The organism is Oceanobacillus sp. FSL K6-0127, assembly GCF_037983385.1.
Classification (GTDB): Bacteria; Bacillota; Bacilli; order Bacillales; family Amphibacillaceae; genus Oceanobacillus; species Oceanobacillus profundus.
On record NZ_CP150287.1, the window covers coordinates 2,565,945 to 2,585,137 of the forward strand.

General features: G+C 37.8%; 23 protein-coding genes and 1 other annotated feature. Of the genes, 21 read left to right on the plus strand and 2 right to left on the minus strand.

The annotated features are described in order from the left end of the window. Positions 1-54 precede the first annotated feature (54 nt). The 20 genes from minC (at position 55) to yajC (ending at position 15,519) form a co-directional block, all read left to right on the plus strand. Positions 55-741 (plus strand): septum site-determining protein MinC, encoded by a 687-nt coding sequence (minC, locus tag MHH64_RS12660; protein ID WP_095307185.1) that lies wholly within the window; start codon positions 55-57, stop codon positions 739-741. Beyond that, on the plus strand, positions 734-1,534 hold the full coding sequence (minD, locus tag MHH64_RS12665) for a septum site-determining protein MinD (protein WP_095307184.1): 801 nt from the start codon (positions 734-736) through the stop codon (positions 1,532-1,534). Before minC ends, minD begins: the two co-directional genes overlap by 8 nt. Positions 1,535-1,697: 163 nt before the next feature. Beyond that, positions 1,698-2,468 (plus strand): M23 family metallopeptidase, encoded by a 771-nt coding sequence (locus tag MHH64_RS12670; RefSeq protein ID WP_303447358.1) that lies wholly within the window; start codon positions 1,698-1,700, stop codon positions 2,466-2,468. After that, complete coding sequence (locus MHH64_RS12675; RefSeq protein WP_095307181.1) at positions 2,455-3,315, plus strand: M50 family metallopeptidase; 861 nt, start codon at positions 2,455-2,457, stop codon at positions 3,313-3,315. The genes MHH64_RS12670 and MHH64_RS12675 overlap by 14 nt, the downstream gene beginning before the upstream one ends. 177 nt (positions 3,316-3,492) lie before the next feature. Next, positions 3,493-3,563: a sequence feature (ribosomal protein L21 leader region), on the plus strand. A gap of 13 nt (positions 3,564-3,576) precedes the next feature. Then, positions 3,577-3,885, plus strand: a complete 309-nt coding sequence (rplU, locus tag MHH64_RS12680; protein WP_095307180.1) for a 50S ribosomal protein L21 — start codon at positions 3,577-3,579, stop codon at positions 3,883-3,885. An 11-nt stretch (positions 3,886-3,896) separates the two neighbouring features. Then, complete coding sequence (locus tag MHH64_RS12685) at positions 3,897-4,226, plus strand: ribosomal-processing cysteine protease Prp (RefSeq protein ID WP_118889089.1); 330 nt, start codon at positions 3,897-3,899, stop codon at positions 4,224-4,226. A 13-nt stretch (positions 4,227-4,239) separates the two neighbouring features. Beyond that, the gene (gene rpmA / locus MHH64_RS12690) at positions 4,240-4,530 is read left to right on the plus strand and encodes a 50S ribosomal protein L27 (protein ID WP_095307178.1); all 291 of its coding nucleotides are present in this window, start codon (positions 4,240-4,242) and stop codon (positions 4,528-4,530) included. A 216-nt stretch (positions 4,531-4,746) separates the two neighbouring features. Further along, positions 4,747-5,283 carry a Spo0B domain-containing protein gene (locus MHH64_RS12695; protein ID WP_095307176.1) on the plus strand — a complete coding sequence of 179 codons (537 nt, stop codon included), beginning with the start codon at positions 4,747-4,749 and terminating at the stop codon, positions 5,281-5,283. Positions 5,284-5,300: 17 nt separating this feature from the next. Further along, positions 5,301-6,581: a GTPase ObgE gene (gene obgE, locus MHH64_RS12700; protein WP_095307175.1), complete on the plus strand. Its 1,281-nt coding sequence runs from the start codon at positions 5,301-5,303 to the stop codon at positions 6,579-6,581. Between the two features lie 33 nt (positions 6,582-6,614). Further along, positions 6,615-7,466 (plus strand): prephenate dehydratase, encoded by an 852-nt coding sequence (gene pheA / locus MHH64_RS12705; RefSeq protein ID WP_095307174.1) that lies wholly within the window; start codon positions 6,615-6,617, stop codon positions 7,464-7,466. Positions 7,467-7,703: 237 nt separating this feature from the next. Continuing rightward, positions 7,704-8,651: a SafA/ExsA family spore coat assembly protein gene (safA, locus tag MHH64_RS12710; RefSeq protein ID WP_118889091.1), complete on the plus strand. Its 948-nt coding sequence runs from the start codon at positions 7,704-7,706 to the stop codon at positions 8,649-8,651. A 176-nt stretch (positions 8,652-8,827) separates the two neighbouring features. Continuing rightward, complete coding sequence (nadE, locus tag MHH64_RS12715) at positions 8,828-9,568, plus strand: NAD(+) synthase (RefSeq protein ID WP_118889092.1); 741 nt, start codon at positions 8,828-8,830, stop codon at positions 9,566-9,568. A gap of 67 nt (positions 9,569-9,635) precedes the next feature. Beyond that, positions 9,636-10,193, plus strand: coding sequence for a YhcN/YlaJ family sporulation lipoprotein (locus MHH64_RS12720; RefSeq protein ID WP_095307170.1), 558 nt, complete (start codon positions 9,636-9,638; stop codon positions 10,191-10,193). 115 nt (positions 10,194-10,308) lie between these two features. Next, on the plus strand, positions 10,309-11,040 hold the full coding sequence (locus MHH64_RS12725) for a YebC/PmpR family DNA-binding transcriptional regulator (protein ID WP_340001863.1): 732 nt from the start codon (positions 10,309-10,311) through the stop codon (positions 11,038-11,040). 161 nt (positions 11,041-11,201) lie between these two features. After that, positions 11,202-11,807: a Holliday junction branch migration protein RuvA gene (gene ruvA, locus MHH64_RS12730; RefSeq protein WP_095307168.1), complete on the plus strand. Its 606-nt coding sequence runs from the start codon at positions 11,202-11,204 to the stop codon at positions 11,805-11,807. 17 nt (positions 11,808-11,824) lie between these two features. Further along, on the plus strand, positions 11,825-12,826 hold the full coding sequence (ruvB, locus tag MHH64_RS12735; RefSeq protein WP_340001864.1) for a Holliday junction branch migration DNA helicase RuvB: 1,002 nt from the start codon (positions 11,825-11,827) through the stop codon (positions 12,824-12,826). Continuing rightward, positions 12,823-13,023 carry a DUF2905 domain-containing protein gene (locus tag MHH64_RS12740; protein ID WP_168927290.1) on the plus strand — a complete coding sequence of 67 codons (201 nt, stop codon included), beginning with the start codon at positions 12,823-12,825 and terminating at the stop codon, positions 13,021-13,023. Before ruvB ends, MHH64_RS12740 begins: the two co-directional genes overlap by 4 nt. A gap of 21 nt (positions 13,024-13,044) precedes the next feature. Then, a complete protein-coding gene (queA, locus tag MHH64_RS12745) occupies positions 13,045-14,073 on the plus strand; it encodes a tRNA preQ1(34) S-adenosylmethionine ribosyltransferase-isomerase QueA (RefSeq protein ID WP_251659050.1) in 1,029 nt (342 codons plus the stop codon). A 16-nt stretch (positions 14,074-14,089) separates the two neighbouring features. Then, entirely contained in the window at positions 14,090-15,229 is a 1,140-nt protein-coding gene (gene tgt, locus MHH64_RS12750) for a tRNA guanosine(34) transglycosylase Tgt (protein ID WP_095307163.1), read from the plus strand. A 29-nt stretch (positions 15,230-15,258) separates the two neighbouring features. Beyond that, positions 15,259-15,519: a preprotein translocase subunit YajC gene (gene yajC / locus MHH64_RS12755; RefSeq protein WP_095307162.1), complete on the plus strand. Its 261-nt coding sequence runs from the start codon at positions 15,259-15,261 to the stop codon at positions 15,517-15,519. A 172-nt stretch (positions 15,520-15,691) separates the two neighbouring features. On the opposite strand, the gene MHH64_RS12760 is transcribed toward yajC, so the two are convergent. Then, entirely contained in the window at positions 15,692-16,072 is a 381-nt protein-coding gene (locus MHH64_RS12760; RefSeq protein WP_095307161.1) for a TIGR04086 family membrane protein, read from the minus strand. A 149-nt stretch (positions 16,073-16,221) separates the two neighbouring features. Here MHH64_RS12760 and MHH64_RS12765 point away from each other — a divergent pair, with 149 nt between their 5' ends. After that, positions 16,222-17,514, plus strand: a complete 1,293-nt coding sequence (locus MHH64_RS12765) for an ArsB/NhaD family transporter (RefSeq protein ID WP_095307160.1) — start codon at positions 16,222-16,224, stop codon at positions 17,512-17,514. Positions 17,515-17,547: 33 nt separating this feature from the next. Here MHH64_RS12765 and spoVB read toward each other — a convergent pair whose 3' ends face one another. Further along, positions 17,548-19,098, minus strand: a complete 1,551-nt coding sequence (spoVB, locus tag MHH64_RS12770; protein ID WP_340001865.1) for a stage V sporulation protein B — start codon at positions 19,096-19,098, stop codon at positions 17,548-17,550. Between the last annotated feature and the right edge of the window lie 95 nt (positions 19,099-19,193).

Here is a 19,193-nt window from a genome sequence, read left to right on the forward strand (position 1 = left end):
GTGTGTTTACATATGAAACTACCGCAGGCTATTTTGTAACGAGGTGAACTTGCTGTGCTTGACAAGAAGCAAATAATATTAATTAAAGGTACGAGAGAAGGGTTGAGTTTATTTATAGATGAATCAGCATCCTTCCATGATGTCATAAAAGAACTAAAAGATAAGATTATGGCAAGCAAGCCAAAGGAAAATGAACCAATTGTTTCTGTAAAGGTTAAATTAGGCAATCGACTTTTAAATGAGGAACAAGAAATAGCATTAAGAAACATTATAAGTGTTGATAATCGTTTTGAAATTACTGCGATTGAATCTGATTTAATAAGTAGAGAAGATGCTTTAAAATGGCGGGAAGAAAGTGAAATAAAAGCCATTAATCGAATTGTAAGATCTGGTCAAATATTGGAAGTTGAGGGAGACCTCCTATTAGTTGGAGATGTCAATCCTGGTGGAAAGGTAGTTTCTACAGGTAATATATATATTATGGGCAATTTATATGGAATTGCTCATGCTGGTGTAATGGGAGACCGGGAAGCTTTCATAACGGCTTCTTATATGAAGCCGACACAACTTCGGATCGCTGATTATATAAGTCGAGCCCCTGATTATGAATCGGATGGTGTGTACATGGAGTGTGGAATTATCGATGAAGAACAAGATAAGATCATTATTGATTCGTTAAAGGTTCTTTCCCGTAAGCGTAAGGAAATAAGCGGATTTGAAAGGAGAATAAATAATGGGTGAGGCAATCGTTATTACATCTGGGAAAGGTGGTGTCGGTAAGACAACGACATCAGCTAATATCGGAACCGCTTTGGCACTAATGGAAAAAAAAGTTTGTTTAATAGATACAGATATTGGTTTAAGAAATTTAGATGTCATTATGGGGCTGGAAAACCGAATTATTTATGATATCGTTGATGTAATTGAAGGGCGTTGTAAGCTTAAACAAGCATTGATTAAGGACAAGCGATTTGATTATCTATCATTATTGCCTGCAGCACAAACAAGTGATAAAACGGCTGTTACTACAAGCGGAATGAAAGAAATCGTAGCTGAACTGAAGCAAGAATATGATTATATCATTATCGATTGCCCTGCTGGAATTGAGCAAGGATTTCAAAATGCTGTTTCAGGCGCGGATCGAGCAATCGTTGTAACAACTCCTGAGAAATCTAGTGTACGTGATGCCGATCGAATCGTCGGATTACTAGAAAAAGAGGATATGAGTGAATCGCCCCGTTTAATTATTAATCGAATTCGAAACCATATGATGAAGAACGGGGATATGATTGATATTGAAGATATCGTACAATTGCTATCCATTGATTTGATTGGTGTGGTTATTGATGATGATGAAGTGATAAAAGCATCAAACAAGGGAGAACCAATTGCAATGAACCCTAATTCAAAGGCGTCTATTGCCTATCGTAACATTGCTAGAAGAATACTTGGTGAGACCGTACCTTTACAATCTCTCGAGGATGAAAAAGGTGTGTTTCAGCGTTTTAAAAAGTTCTTCGGCATGCGTGCGTAAATGAGCCATCAGCATAAAATGAAGCAAATTATTATACCTAATTGACGAAATATGAAATAAAAGCTGGAATGAAAACATTAATTTTCATTCCAGCTTTTTTGTTCATACTGCATTCCTAATGTACATATACATGTACAAATGACTTTGAAGGAATGTGAGGAAAATGGACAAAGATAAAGATATCAAAAAGGTTCGCAAGGCGATTGAACAACGAAAAAAAATGCGAGGACTTCCTTCTGGAGGAACAACAAAGCAATTACTTCCATCCATTCCAGGAGAGGAAGAAAAGCATGGTTACTACTCGATGTTCACTCATCATGAAGAAGTGTCTAGTCGTAATAATCGTGTTGTGACGAGTATGGCAATGAAGGGAATATTATCAGCCATGCTTTTCTTTGGAACAGCCTTGCTGTGGCAGACTGATACAACATTACTGGAGAAGCCCAGAGAATGGACAAGCCAAGTTATGAAGAATGAATTTCCTTTTGCAAAGGTAAATGTATGGTACAAAGAAACGTTTGGAAGACCTTTATCTCTTTCACCACAACCAGTTTTAGAAACGAATGAAGATCAGTCAATGGCGCTCCCTGTAAATGGTAACATTACGGAAACATTTCAAACAAATGGGACAGGAATTATGATCACCCCTGAAGAAACAACCAATGTAACTTCCATTCAGGAAGGTGTTGTTATTTTTGCAGGGAATGACAGAGAAACCAATAAAACGATAACAATACAGCATGCGGATGGAACTGTGACCAACTATGGAAATCTTAGTTCTATTGATGTACATCTCTATCAATTTATTGCAAGTAATCAACAAATAGGGAGCTTTACTCCGGAAGCAGACAATGAGACGGTGTTTTTCTCCATTGAAAAAAATAACGATTATGTCGATCCAGTCCAGGTGATTCAGGTTGATGAGCTTCCTTAACTATCTCCCGAAAATTCATATCCATCCGATCTTATTTATATTTATTGTCATTTCTTTTTTGACAGGTACATTTCTGGAATTATTTATTATCTTTGCTTTAGTATTGTTCCATGAGCTTGGACATTATATTGCAGCAAGGATGATGAAGTGGCGAATCAGATATATTGTACTTTGGGCATTCGGAGGGGTTATGGACACGGAAGAGCATGGAAATAAAACGATGAGGGAGGAGGCGTTTGTAACACTTGCTGGTCCTTATCAACATCTTGTCGTTTATTTTCTCTGCTTTCTTGTCGAGACCTTTCAGCTTATGCCGGCATCAATACTAGAATTGATATTATACTACAATACAATACTCCTTCTTTTTAATTTAATACCAGTATGGCCATTGGACGGAGGGAAACTGCTTTTACTTGCTGTTTCATATTTTTTTCCTTACAAAAAAGCGTACCAATTTACGCTCATATTTTCAATGGTCTTTATTACAATAGTACTTATACTTCAACTTTTATTTTTCCCATTTACGTTAAGTGTATTTTTTATATGGGTCTTTCTTTTTATGGAAAATAGAAGTGATTGGAAGCAGCGTTCGTATGTCTTTATGCGCTTTTTATTAAGGCGGTATGAAGGTGATGCAGCAGTTAAAGGAGTACTCCCGCTTACAGTTCCTTCTGACATCTCCTTTCTTGACTTATTCTCACGTTTTAGAAGGGAAAAGAAACATCCGATTTATATTGTGTACGCTGAAAATAATCGAAAATCTGTTGATGAATCAGATTGTTTGCAAAGCTATTTTTATGAAAGAGAATATAACCAATCCATTGGAGATGCATTTTTATATAAATAATTGTTCTGAAACAGAAGACTCCTTGCTTTGGAGTCTTTTTATGATGTAAGATAGTGTTATTATGAATTGCGTTGTATCATAAATATAAGATGCTAAAATCTTAGTATGTAATTATAAGCAAGTTCTTGACAAACAGTGTCAATACATGATAACATCAATACGTTATTGATCGTAGCACCCGTGCTACAACCGCGCAGAACAGGTTTTAAACTTTTTGAAGTACCTGTATGGCGAGTCTGAGACTATTAAGGAGGTGCAAGTATGTACGCAATTATTGAAACAGGTGGAAAACAAGTTAAAGTTGTAGAAGGACAAGAAATCTACGTAGAAAAAGTTGCAGCTGATGCAAATGAGACTGTTACGTTTGATAAGGTTCTTTTCGTTGGTGGAGATGATGTTAAAGTTGGTGCTCCATTCGTTGAAGGTGCAACAGTTACTGCTAAAGTTGAAAAACAAGGCCGTCAAAAGAAGGTTATTGTTTATAAATACAAACGCAGAAAAAACTATCATCGTAAACAAGGTCATCGTCAGCCTTATACGAAACTAGTAATCGAAAAAATTAACGCATAAGGGTTTTGAATATGATTCATGTTACTGTATTTCAAACAGACAAGCAAATTACTGCTTTTGAATTATCTGGTCATGCGGAGAGTGGCCCATATGGTTATGATCTTGTATGTGCAGGTGTATCTGCTGTATCAATTGGTGCAGTAAATGCAGTAATGGAATTATGTGATACAAATCTGGAAATTGAACAAGGAGCAGAAGGTGGTTACTTACACGTAACATTACCGAAAAGGCTACCATTTGAACAAATGGAAAAAGTCCAGCTCTTATTCAAGGGAATGCTTATTTCACTGAAATCGATTGAACTTGAATATAGTCAATTTATAAAAATCGAGAACAAGTAAGGAGGTGCAGTCCATGATCCGTCTAGATTTACAATTTTTCGCAACGAAAAAAGGTGCAGGTAGTACGAAAAACGGTCGTGATTCTGAATCTAAACGACTTGGCGCAAAACGTGCAGATGGTCAGTTTGTAACTGGTGGTTCAATTTTATACCGTCAACGCGGTACAAAAATCTACCCAGGTGAAAACGTTGGCCGTGGTGGTGACGACACACTTTTTGCTAAAGTCGATGGCGTTGTTAAATTCGAACGCTATGGTAGAGACCGCAAAAAAGTAAGTGTATATCCGGTTGCTCAAGAAGCTTAATGAAATTCATCAAACTCCAGTCAATCATTTTGGCTGGAGTTTTTGTTTATCGATAATATTTAACATCTTTATCTCATCAATGCTATGTTGCGTAAAATATACTAAAAATTTTTGGACTGCAATTTTTCTTCTGAAAAGAAATAGGTGGAAGCTTTATTGGCTTGCTTCCGCTTTTGGTTTATTTCTGCTATACTTTCATAATAATGGGGGGAGAGCATGATGGGGGAGCGGGTTGTACAAATCTTACAGCATTATCGTCATGATTTAATGAATCATTTGCAAATTGTCCAAGGATATGTTGGGATGAGAAACATAGAGAAAGCTGAGAAGAAACTTGGCGAAATTGTAGATTATTACAATGAAGAACGGAAACTAATGAGTTTGAATATGCCAGAATTTATGATTTGGATTATCCAATTTAATGTGCGTTATGAAAATTTACGGCTAACATATAAAGTTCATTCGGAGTATAAAAACCTGCATGTATCGGATTCTATACTTGTAAAACAGTTTCAGGATTTTATGGAACGATGTGTGGATATTCTTAATCCAGAAGAGCTTTATGAGGTTACTCTAGTCATAGAAGAAAGCTCGGATACAAGCATGAAAATAATGCTTTCAATCCCTTGCAAAACGGATGAAGCAGAACAATTAATGGAAAGCATCAAGAAAATGCAAAGAGATGGAGCTGCGGAAATAGTGATTGCTAAAACGATGGTTGGACTATGCTTTGGTTTAATTATTTCGCAGTAATAATGAGGTGAATCACAATGTTTGTAGATCAAGTCAGTGTATACGTGAAAGCTGGAGACGGTGGTAATGGTCTTGTAGCTTATCGAAGAGAGAAATATGTACCGATGGGCGGTCCTGCCGGCGGCGATGGCGGTAACGGTGCAGATATTATATTTAAAGTGGATGAAGGACTTAACACGTTAATGGACTTTAGATATAACCGCCACTTTAAAGGAAAGCGCGGAGAAAATGGAATGAGTAAGACACAGCATGGCAAAAATGCTGCGCCTCTAATTCTACCTGTTCCCCCAGGCACGACAGTTCTTGATGAAGATACTGAGGAAGTAATTGCTGACTTAACGGTGCATAACCAGCAAGCTGTCATCGTTCGTGGTGGGAGAGGCGGACGTGGGAACACGCGTTTTGCAACACCGAGAAATCCAGCGCCAGATATGGCTGAAAACGGAGAGCCAGGACAGGAAAGAAACATTAAAGTGGAGTTAAAGCTAATTGCGGACGTTGGACTCGTTGGGTTTCCAAGTGTTGGAAAATCTACCTTCTTGTCAGTAGTAAGTGCAGCTAAACCTAAAATTGCGGATTATCATTTCACAACACTGTCACCAAACCTAGGTGTTGTTGACACAGGTGATCAGCGAAGCTTTGTTTTAGCGGATCTTCCAGGGTTAATTGAAGGTGCATCGGTTGGCGTTGGCCTTGGCCATCAGTTCCTTAGGCATGTGGAACGAACACGTGTAATTGTTCATGTTATTGATATGGCAAGTATTGAAGGCAGAGACCCATATGATGACTATTTGAAGATTAATCAAGAATTAGAAGCGTATGACGCGAACTTATCAAAACGACCGCAGCTTATTGCGGCTAACAAAATGGACATGCCTGGAGCAACAGAAAATCTAGAGAGATTTAAAGAACAATTAGGGGAAGGTTTACCTATTTATGAAATTTCGGCATTGACAAGAGAAGGATTAAGAGACATTCTATTTGCAATCGCTGACCTCTTGGAAACGATACCTAAAAATAAGACAGAAATAGAGGATATCGATGAAACGGTTGTTTACCGTTATCAGAAAGAAGAAGAACCATTCCATATTACAAGAGATCCAGACGGTGCCTTTGTACTTTACGGAAATAAAATTGAAAAGCTATTTAAAATGACAGATTTTCAGCGAGATGAAGCTACACAACGCTTTGCAAGACAACTGCGTGGCATGGGTGTAGACAAGGCATTAAGGGAAAAAGGTGCAAAAGATGGCGATACGATTCGCTTATTAGATTTTGAATTTGAATTCATTGAATAAGCATAGTTTTGCTTTTAGGGGGAGGAACTGTTTTTGACGGAGATAGGCTATTTAGGACCAAAAGGGACATTTACAAAATTAGCAGTTGATACTGCTTTTGGCGATGAAGTGAAGCAAAGCTTTCAAACGATACCGGAATGTATTGATGCTGTCGATAATGGCGCCATTGATATTGGTGTTGTTCCCCTGGAAAATGCGATAGAGGGAACAGTGCAGATTACGGTTGATTATTTAATTCATCAGGTAAGGCTTCCAGTGGTTGCTGAAATCGTTGTACCAATTCAACAGCATTTGTTAGTACGAAAAGATTTTAATGGAAAACTATCGGATATTCAAGAAGTGCATTCGCATAGTCATGCGATAGCGCAGTGCCATCAATTTTTACATCAAAATTTGCCACATGCCAGCACTGTTTTCTCAACTTCTACAGGGAAAGCAGCTGAGATTGTAAGCGAGCAAAACGAACCGATCGCTGCAATAGGAAATAAGCTTGCCGCTAGTGAGTATGGCTTACAAATATATAAGGCTAACATACATGATTATCCAAATAATCACACGCGCTTTTTAGTGCTTACAAAGGACAGAGATTTGGTGCAAATTAAGCATGAAGCCCATTTGGAGCGCACAAGCTTACTAATTGGATTACCAAGTGATAAGCCGGGAGCGTTACATCAAATACTATCTGCATTTTCTTGGCGTAAAATGAATCTATCAAAAATCGAATCACGTCCAACGAAAACAGGACTTGGAAATTATTTCTTTATTATAGATGTTGACCAACCGTACGATAATGTACTATTCCCAGGTGTGAAGGCAGAATTGGAAGCATTAGGTTGTGAAGTAACCATTCTCGGTACATATCCAGTTTACCATATGAATATTTAGAAAAAAGTCAGGTCGAAAAGCCTGGCTTTTTTAGTGTTTTATTTTACCGAATGACCTTGATTGATTTAATTTTAGGGAATCGCTTTTTTATCTCTTTTGTAAAAATAGCTTACTTATTTAAATGATTTCCTGCAAAAGACTGTCATAATTCATGGGCAACTTTTATTCAAGTAGTGCATATGCTGATATAGAGTAATTAGCCCAGATTCTAAAGCAATGAAAGGAGTATGGTTCATTTTGAAAATACACATTGTACAAAAAGGAGACACTTTGTGGGAACTCTCCAAAAAGTATGGCGTTGATTTTGAAGAGTTAAAAGCAATGAACTCACAGTTATCAAGTCCAGATATGATTATGCCAGGAATGAAAATAAAAATTCCAGGAGATGCAAAATCTGTTAAAAAAGAAACAGTAAAGCAAGTCAAAAAAGAAGAAGTTAAGCAGCCGTATGTCGACATGTCACCAAAGCCGATGCCAGTAATTAAAGAAGACGATACGAAATTGCACCAAGTTGTAAAACCAGAAATGCCTGTTCCATCACTGCCGCAAATGCCAATTATGGATCAGGATATAAATCAATATACGACAATAAACTTTCAGCAGATGCCTTATCCCATGAAAGCACCTGAAGGAAAACCAAAGCAGGAGATTAAACCAAAGCAAGAAATGAAACCACCTAAACAGGAAATAAAGAAGGAGGTTAAAAAAGAAGTAAAGCAACCGATTCCTGAACAGAAACCAGTTATGGAGCCGATGCATCAGCCCATGATGGAACCAATGCATTATCAAATGCCAATGTATCATCATCCCATTCAACCGTGTTGCCCTCCAATGATCCCGATTTTTATCCATCCTTGTCCGCCTTCACCTTGTCATCATCATCATCACGGGGCACATCCTCATGGAGGGTTTATGGCACCTCAATTTATGCCTCCTCATCAAGGTGGACAGTATGCAGCTGATATGTCAGATTGCGGATGTGGATCAAGGGAGTTGGTGGATTACTATCCAGCAAATACAGCTGACATTTCTGGAGAAGAACGTTTTAAGCCAATCCAACCGTTAACGACTGGCCAAACGTATCCACCACAATTTGAGAGACAGAAGACAGATGGTATTACTTACCCGAAACCACCAATGTTCCCGCAGTTTAATTCAACAAATAATAACCATGAAAGTGAATAATCATAATTATATTTTCTAACGAGACGAATGCAGTTCGTCTCTTTTATTTTGCGTCTTTTTTGCTGCAGTATTTTGAATGCTCATTTGTCTTCATGGAACAGCATCCTTTAAATTGAAAAAAGTTAAATTAGTGATAAAATAAATGATAAACAGGCAATTTGCAAGGAGAGATTAGCATGGAAAATGAAGTAAATAAAATTGTTAAGTGGTTACAGGAGCAAGTAAAACAGGCTCAAGTAGACGGATTACTTGTGGGAGTAAGTGGCGGGCTTGATTCAGCTGTGGTTGCGAATTTAATTAAGCGCGCTTGTCCAGATAACTCTCTTGGTGTAATGATGCCAATTTATACATCAGATTCAAATCTTTATGATGCGCGAGATGTTATTGAACAAGCATCCATTGATTCACTAATCGTTGATTTAACGGATACACATCACGTAATGTACGAGCAAATTCAGAACCGTCTTAAAGAAAAGGGACAGTTCAATAAAGCGAATGATCAGCTTGCGGGTGCAAACCTCAGAGCAAGACTTCGTATGAGTACATTATATACCATTGCTACTAACTATAATTATTTAGTTGTAGGTACTGATAATGCAGCGGAATGGTATACTGGTTACTTTACAAAGTATGGTGATGGTGGCGTAGATATACTGCCGATCGTTGATTTTACAAAAACAGAAGTTAGAGAAATAGCTGCATTTCTTGGTGTTCCTGAACAAGTGGTTACAAAGAAGCCAAGTGCTGATTTATGGGAAAATCAGACAGATGAGAAGGAAATGGGAGTCGCTTACGATGTCATCGACGCTTATTTGAAAGGTGAAGAAATCTCGGCTGAAGATAAAGCAACAATTGAAAGAATGCACGAGCGAAGTGAACATAAACGTACAAGCTTACCGAAATATAATCGAAACTAGTTTTCCTTAATTTAACTGTGTAAATAGACCTCCATTATACAAACTACCTGTAAGGAGGTCTATGTTTATGAATAGAAGAAAATCGATATGCTTCATTCTGCTGTTTATGCTTCTCATCGGCTGTAATGCAGAAAATGAAACATCTGAGCAGCGAAAGGATGACGTCGTTCAACCAATCCATTTTGAGCCTAAGACGGATGCAAATAATCGTTATGAATCCAAACAGCCATCCATTGGCGAGCGGGGTGGATATCCACAAAGTAAGCAGGAGGGTGTTAACGCCTCTGACTTTACTCATTACTCGGATGCCTTTACGAACGAAGAGTCAGCTCGTATAACAGAAGAGTTAAGCAAACAAAAGGATATTATACAAGCACAGGTTGCATCGACAGAAGATCGTATTGTGGTTGCCGTCATACTTCGCGAACACTTTAACCATGATGTTACACAAAATATCAAACAAGAGGTTAGAGAAATTATACCAAATACTGACAAGCAAGTTATTGTATATACTGATGATATTGAATGGGACCGTATGAAAAACCTGGACGCAAGATTACGGGCGAAGAATAATGGAGATGATCTAGAAACGTTTATTGAAGACCTTTTTCAATTAAAAGACTAACTAATGAACCGACCTATATACTAACCTTGAAATATCCTCTATATGGTTTATTCTTTTCCTGCACTGCTTTTTTTGATATAGTAAGGAAAGAATTTCTAGAGAGGAGAATATCCGAGTGGCTGGTCATTCTAAATGGAAAAATATACAGAAAAGAAAAAATGCACAGGATGCAAAAAAAGGAAAAATCTTTATGCGTCATGCTAAAGATATTTATATAGCGGCAAAACAAGGTGGATCAGACTTGGATACAAATGCCGGGCTTCGAATGGCAGTTGAAAAAGCGAAAGCTGATAATATGCCGAATGATAATATTGAGCGTAATATTAAAAAGGCTACGGGAACACTTGATGGAGCAAATTATGAAGAAATTACGTATGAGGGTTATGGTCCGGGTGGTGTAGCTGTTATTGTTCATGTATTGACGGACAATAAAAACCGTACAGCCGCAGAAGTGAGGCATGCGTTTAAAAAGAATGGCGGGAACTTAGGTGAAAGTGGAAGTGTAGCCTTTATGTTCGACCGAAAAGGCTACATTGTTATTTCTAACACAGACGGTTCCATCGAAGAAGATGAATTAACTTTAGCTGTACTTGAAGCGGGCGCAGAAGATATCGAATCCCATGAGGATGCATTTGAGATTTATACTACACCAGATGAATACCAAGAAGTGGTCGATCACCTTATGCAAAATGGTTATGAAATTGCGGATAGTGAGGTAACGTTAATTCCACAAAATTATAACAAGCTTTCAACTAAAGATGAAGAAAAGATGATGACACTTCTTGATACATTAGAAGAGAGTGAGGACGTTCAGGATATCCATCACAATTTGGAAACGTCCGATTAAATCTGTGATAAACTTCTATTTCGATTAGGAATAGAAGTTTATCTTTGTGTTATGAATTCTGCTTATGACCTTAAGTCATAGGGTGACAACATTCGATAAGTAAGAAGGTAACCTCTCCAATGAATGAACTTTTATGTTAAAATAAGTGAAGGAATGATTATATGATAGCGTATATTAAGGGGCAGCTTGTGTCTGTTTTAAATGAGTCGGTTGTCGTTGATGTACATGGGATAGGTTATGAAATAATTTGTGCCAATCCATTTGCATTTCAATCTGCATTAAACAAAGAATTACTTATACATACATACCATCATGTCCGTGAAGATAGTCAAATCTTATATGGATTTAAAAATGAAGATGAAAAATATTTGTTTATTAAACTTATATCGGTCTCTGGTATTGGCCCAAAGGGTGCCTTAGCGATTCTTGCAGGTGTCGATATTTCTGAATTTGTAGCTGCTGTTGAAAGGGAAGACGACAAATTTTTGACAAGCTTTCCTGGGGTCGGAAAAAAAACAGCCCGTCAAATGATTCTCGATTTGAAAGGAAAACTAACTTCCGTATTTTCGATTCAAGTTGAGATTGAACAAGTTACAGCTTCAGCAGACTCGAATGCTGCAGTCTACAAGGAAGCAGAAGAAGCATTGCAAGCGCTAGGCTATACAGACCGAGAATTAAAAGCTGTAATTCCATTGCTAAGAAAAGAAAATATCTCCAATACAGATGAAATTATTCGAAAAGCACTAGGGTTACTTGTTAGAAATTAGGAAAGGTGGGACGGAAGATGGAGGATCGGATGGTAACTGGTGAATTACAAGAAGATGATACGTCGATTGAATTTAGTCTTCGTCCTGAAAGTTTAAAGCAATATATTGGACAAGATAAAGTAAAAGAGAATCTGAGCATTTTTATTCAAGCTGCAAAAATGCGGAATGAACCACTTGATCATGTATTGTTATATGGACCTCCTGGTCTTGGAAAAACTACCCTTGCAGCAATTATTGCAAATGAGATGGGGGTTAATTTTCGATCGACATCAGGACCAGCGATCGAACGGGCGGGAGATTTAGCAGCAATCTTGTCTTCCCTTGAGCCTGGAGATGTTTTATTTATTGATGAGGTGCATCGCCTGCCACGTTCGGTGGAAGAAGTATTGTACTCTGCAATGGAGGATTTCTTTCTTGATATCGTAATTGGAACCGGACCTAGCGCACGATCGGTTAAAATTGATTTACCACCATTTACACTTGTCGGAGCGACAACACGAGCAGGATTGCTGACAGCACCACTCCGTGATCGTTTTGGTGTGTTAAGCAGGCTGGAATTCTATGAAGCAAAAGATTTATGCGCGATTGTGGAACGAACAGCTGAAATTTTCCATACAACCATAACAAAAAAAGGTGCAATCGAGGTTGCACGGAGATCAAGGGGCACACCCCGAATTGCAAACAGATTGCTAAAGCGAATACGAGATATTTCCCAAGTAAAAGGGGAAGAGGAAATTTCGCTTGAAACAACAGATCAGGCACTAGGCATGCTTCAAGTAGATGATGCCGGACTTGATCATATTGATCATAAGTTATTAAAAGGTATAATTGATGGGTTCCAAGGTGGGCCAGTTGGATTAGATACAATTGCTGCAACGATTGGTGAAGAACCACAAACGATTGAGGATGTCTACGAACCATATTTACTGCAAATTGGATTTATTCAACGAACACCAAGAGGAAGAATTGTAACGGCTAAAGCATACCAGCATTTTGGCATAACAAAGCATGAGGAATGATAAAATTGGGTAAGCTTTTTATCGTAATCGGTATTTTATTTGTCATTATCGGGTTAGTCTGGACGTTTATTGGGAAATTACCGGGGGACATCGTAATTAAAAAAGGGAATTTTACGATGTACTTTCCGATTGTGACATCAATCGTGATTAGTATTATTTTATCCATTATATTTTTCATCTTCGGTCGATTCCGTTAAGATACAGTAAGGAGTTTCATTATGAATATTGAAGATTTTGATTTTGATTTACCTGAATCGTTAATCGCACAAACACCGTTGAAGGATCGTACGGCATCCCGATTGCTTGTGTTGAATCCGGCGACGAAGGAAATAACACATCAGCATTTTGCAGATATCAAAAATTATTTTAAAAAAGGGGATTGCCTCGTACTAAATGATACTCGCGTACTGCCTGCAAGGCTATATGGTGTTAAAAAAGATACGGGTGCTAATATTGAGGTCCTTTTATTGCATCAAGAAGAACAGGATACATGGGAAGTACTTACCAAGCCAGCTAAAAAGGTGAAAGTAGGCACAGAGTTAATCTTTGGTGATGGAAAGCTGAAAGCGACCTGTACTGGATTAAAAGAGCATGGTGGAAGAGAAATGAAATTTTCTTATGATGGTATTTTTTATGAAGTGCTCGATGAGCTTGGTGAAATGCCGCTTCCGCCTTATATTAAAGAACAGCTTCCAGAAAAAGAACGTTATCAAACTGTTTATGCAAAGGAAGAAGGATCAGCTGCAGCACCGACGGCAGGGCTTCATTTTACAACCGAGCTTTTAGAAGAAATTAAAGAGCTTGGTGTAAACATCGCTTTTATCACGTTACATGTTGGTTTAGGTACATTCAGACCTGTTAGCGTCGATGATATTGATGAACACGAGATGCATTCTGAATTCTATCAGATGACAGAAGAAACAGCTGCAACATTGAATGAAATAAAAGTAAATGGCGGTCGAATCATATCTGTGGGTACTACATCAACAAGAACGTTAGAGACAATCGCCAGGGACAATGACGGCAAGTTTGTAGCAAGCAGTGGTTGGACAGATATCTTTATTTATCCACCTTATCAATTTAAAGCAATCAATGGATTAATAACAAATTTCCATCTCCCAAAGTCAACATTAATTATGTTAGTTAGTGCACTTGCAGATAGGGAAACAGTTTTACATGCTTATCGAGAAGCGGTTAGAGAGCAATATCGATTCTTCAGCTTTGGAGATGCGATGTTAATTTTATAAAAGAGGTAAGAATAAAATGACACCAATAACATATGAATTAATTAAAACAGATAAACAGACAGGTGCTCGGCTTGGTCGAGTTCATACCCCACATGGTTCATTTGATACACCAACATTTATGCCGGTAGGAACACTTGCAACAGTAAAAACAATGAGCCCTGAAGAGTTGCAGCAAATGAATGCGAATATTATCTTGTCAAACACATACCATCTATGGTTACGGCCTGGGGAAGATATTATCCGTGAAGCAGGTGGACTTCATAAATTCATGAACTGGGATGGAGCGATTTTAACGGATTCCGGTGGTTTCCAAGTGTTTAGTTTGAGTGATATGCGTGAAATAACGGAAGAGGGTGTCCACTTCCGAAGTCATTTAAATGGGGACAAGCTCTTTTTATCTCCAGAAAAGGCAATGCAGATCCAAAACGCACTTGGGTCTGATATTATGATGGCATTTGATGAGTGTCCACCATATCCAGCTTCTCATGAATATATGAAAGCTTCTGTTGAGCGGACATCTCGCTGGGCAGAGCGTTGCCTAGAAGCGCATGAGCGAAAAGATGTACAAGGCTTATTCGGCATTATTCAAGGTGGCGAATATGAGGATCTCCGAAAGCAAAGTGCTCAGGACCTAGTATCGTTAGATTTCCCTGGTTATGCGATCGGTGGTTTATCTGTAGGTGAGCCAAAGGATATTATGAACCGCGTGCTCGAATCAACGACACCATTAATGCCTGCAAATAAACCACGTTACTTGATGGGGGTAGGTTCACCAGACTCATTGATTGATGGAGCAATTCGTGGAATTGATATGTTTGACTGTGTGCTGCCAACCCGAATTGCACGAAATGGTACATGCATGACTTCAAATGGGCGATTAGTTGTTCGGAATGCGAAATATGCACGCGATTTTGGTCCAATTGATGAAAATTGTGATTGTCATGTATGTAAAAATTATACACGTGCATATATCCGTCATTTAATAAAATGCAATGAAACGTTCGGATTCAGACTTACGACTTATCATAACCTGCATTTTCTGTTAAAATTAATGGAGCAAGTTCGAGCTGCTATAAAAGAAGATCGTCTTGGAGACTTCAAGGAGTCCTTCTTTGAGCAATATGGTTTAAATAAACCGAATGCAAAGAACTTTTAATGCTTAAGAATAGAAAGGGGTGAATGTTCATGGAAATGCTCGTTTCATTATCACCGATTATTTTGATGTTTGTTATTTTCTATTTCCTGCTTATCAGACCACAGCAAAAGCGTCAAAAGCAAGTTAGAGAAATGCAAAGCGATTTACAAAAAGGCGATGATATCGTAACAATTGGTGGGCTTCATGCAAAGGTTCATGCACTAGATGAAGGAACAGTTGTTCTTATCACAAATGATGGTGCCAAGCTTACGTATGACCGCTCTGCAATTCGTGAAGTAAAACAAGGGTAAGTGTATCCATGTTATAAGCTAAGGAACGTTGGTCTTTGGCTTATACAGATACATGTATTATGTATGAACGTACATAGAATAAACAAAATACTCAGCAGGCAGTTAAAAATAAAAAGAAGTTAGTGCAATTTGCATTAACTTCTTTTTATATGGATTTAATTGTGTAGCGTACCTATTCAACTTGACCGCCAATAAGATTGACTCCAATAATCCCGCCTACTAATGCAGCAGCTAGAAAGCCAAGATGATGGATTGACTGCTCTAATGAAAAACCTTGCTGGTATCCTAAATATTGCACTAAAAAAATCAGTAATGTAAAGCCTAGCCCAATGGTTGTACCGATTAACCATCCTTTTGATTTCCCTTTTGCTCCTGCGGTAATTCCGCCTAGAAATAAAGCGAGTATACCAATAATTAATGTAGTCCACTTTAATCCTGGTTCATCAAAAGCTGTAAACTGTAAGACAAGTGCTAAAACTACACTAGACAATAAAATAATACCAAGTACTACAATCCAGCCATACAACAATGCAGTTAATTGATTTTTTTGCATATTCCATTCTCCTCTCTCATGATTGTCTGCTTATGTCCATTTTATTCGGACAAATTGTATTTAGAAGAAAATATTTATAATTTTCCAAGCATACAATATTAGTACCCAGATCTCCAAATGCGAACAAATTATGTTGAAAGAGGGCTAATATGGATGTCATACTAGCAATAGTAATATTTATCGTCAGCTATTTTTTTATTATGACCGAACGAATTAATCGTGCAACAGCTGCACTATTTGGTGGAACGCTCTTACTATTAACAGGGATCTATACAACAGAGGATATATTTTTCCACTATATTGATTGGAATACGATTGCATTATTGTTTTCCATGATGGTGATCATATCAATTACAGAAAAGACAGGTCTATTTACGTTTATTGCCATTCGCTTTGCGCAAAGTGTACGAGGAGACCCTATGTTCTTATTAATCGGTTCGATAGTACTCACCGCAATAGGGTCTGCTTTTTTGGATAATGTAACAACGGTTTTAATTTTTGTTCCAGTCATGCTAAAAATCACAAAGCTTCTGAAGCTTCCGGCATTTCCTTACTTATTAATGATTATTTTCAGTTCGAATATTGGAGGGACGGCAACACTGATTGGTGATCCACCGAATATCATGATTGGACAGGCGGTAGAGCATTTTACATTCTTAACCTTTCTCGCACATACTGCACCAGTAGCACTATTTTTGTTAATTCTACTCATCTTGATTAGTTATCTTTTATTCCAAAGAAGATTAAAAACGTATCAGCCAAATCTAAGCGAACTCCTCTCCATTGATGCAAAAGAAAACCTGGTAGAGTCCACTATATTATATAAATCGGTCACAGTCCTAATTATGACCGTTACAGGCTTTCTTCTACACGCTGCAGTACATGTTGAAATGACCACAATCGCTTTAACAGGAGCAATTTTATTATTATTGCTAACAGAAAAAGATGTGAAAACAGAAGAAATCTTATCTAAGGTAGAATGGGTAACGTTATTCTTTTTTATTGGTTTATTCACAATTGTTGGAGGTCTGCAGCATACAGGTGTTATTGATGAAATAGCTAGATTAATTGTTGTTTCAACAGAAGGGGATTATGTGAAAACAACATTACTCATTTTATGGATATCCGGCTTTGCTTCCGGCTTTATCGATAATATTCCATTTGTTGCCGCGATGATACCAGTTATCCAAGAGTTTGAAACATATGGCATGGTATATTTAGACCCGATTTGGTGGGCGTTAGCGCTAGGATCCTGTTTAGGGGGAAATGCAACGCTTTTAGGTGCATCAGCAAATGTAGTTGTTGCTGGATTAGCAGAAGCTGATAATCAGAGAATTTCCTTTCTGCGTTTTATGAAATATGGAATTGTGATTGTCGTATTATCTTTAATCGTTTCAACAGTGTATATATATATTCGCTATTTGATTCCTTACATGGGATAAGAAAATGACACCTGTTATTCAAGTGTCATTTTTTTATTTCTTCTTATTGAAAAATGGTATTTGTCTAAGCTCATCTTTCGTAATAAATTTTAAAGCAAACAAAAGAATGATATAGATGGCTCCAAGTATAACTAAAACAGATAGAAAAAGAATTACATGTGGTTCCATCGTTTCATAGATACGTTTCAGAAAACTACCAAACAACCAAGTGAAAGCAAGAAGAACAATCATTTTACAAATATCTAGAAAAGGGATAGAATACCCAATTACTTTTCTCAGTACTGCCAAATGTAATAATGTAACCAGGACAACCCCTGTACATAATCCAATTGCTGCCCCCATAATTCCAAAATTTGGGTTGGAGGCAAGTATAACTAATACAACGGACTTTAGTGCAACACCAAAGAGACTATTCCACATGGCAGGCTTTGCAAGGTCGAGGGCCTGCAGTGCAGCTTGAAGCGGTGACTGAATGTAATGCAGTAAAAAGAATGGAGCCATCAGCACTAAATAATGGCTTGCATCTCCTGTTCCATACATATACGTAAGTAATTGTACGGCGAATATCGAGAGGACTACAGTTGAAATACCTCCAGATGCAAATGAGATACGGATTGATTGGTGAATCCGGTAATGAATTAAGGATATATTTTTCTTTGCTTCTGCTTCCGCAATAGATGGTACGAGTGCAACAGCAAGGGAATGGGTAATAAAAGTTGGGAGAAAAAGTAATGGCATCACATAGCCAGTTAGTTCTCCATATTGCTTCGTAGCGACAGCACTTGCAACCCCGGCAATTGCCAAGCTTTGGACAACGAGTATTGGTTCTAGAAAGTTCGAAATAGACCCAATCATTCTGCTTCCCATGCTTGGAAGGGCGATGGATAGCAGTTCTCTGACAACATTTTTACTTGATTTCAAATAAGAGAAAAAACGATGTCTTAATCGTAAGGTTTTCTTTCGCTTGAATGTATAAATCATATACATTAGGGATATAAATTCTCCAATGATGACACTTATCATTGCTCCAGCAGCAGCGTATTCAATGCCATATGGAAGTAAAAGATTTACGAAAAATGCAACACAGGTAATTCTTACAAGCTGCTCAATCACTTGTGCATAGCTTTGCGGCTTCATGTTTTGCTTGCCTTGGAAATAGCCTCTTAGCACAGCTGCAATTGCAGTAATCGGGATAATTGGGCTAATTGCAAGAATAGGGAGCATTGCCCGACTATCGGTTAACAAAGTAGAAGCGATGTATGGAGCGCCAACAGCCATTACAATGGTAAATACAATACTTGAGATAAAGGTAATCATGAGAGATATTACAACAATCTTTTTTACTTTTGCTTGGTCATTAGCAGCGTCTGCCTGGGCTACTCTTTTGGATATTGCAACCGGTAAACCAAGTTGTGTTAATGTCATTACTAAAAAGAGTGTTGGGAGAGCCATCATATATAAGCCAATACCTTCTTCTCCCATTAGCCTTGCCACAACAATTCGATTAATGAACCCCATAAAACGAGTAATCATTCCAGCAACGATTAAGATGATTGCCCCTTGTAGAAATGTTTGTTTGGTCATTTTATTCGACCCGCCTTCTCAAATAATAAAAATTACTATACAATGATATATATGCTAAATAGTGGACAAAGCATGACAAGCTAAAAAAGTATACG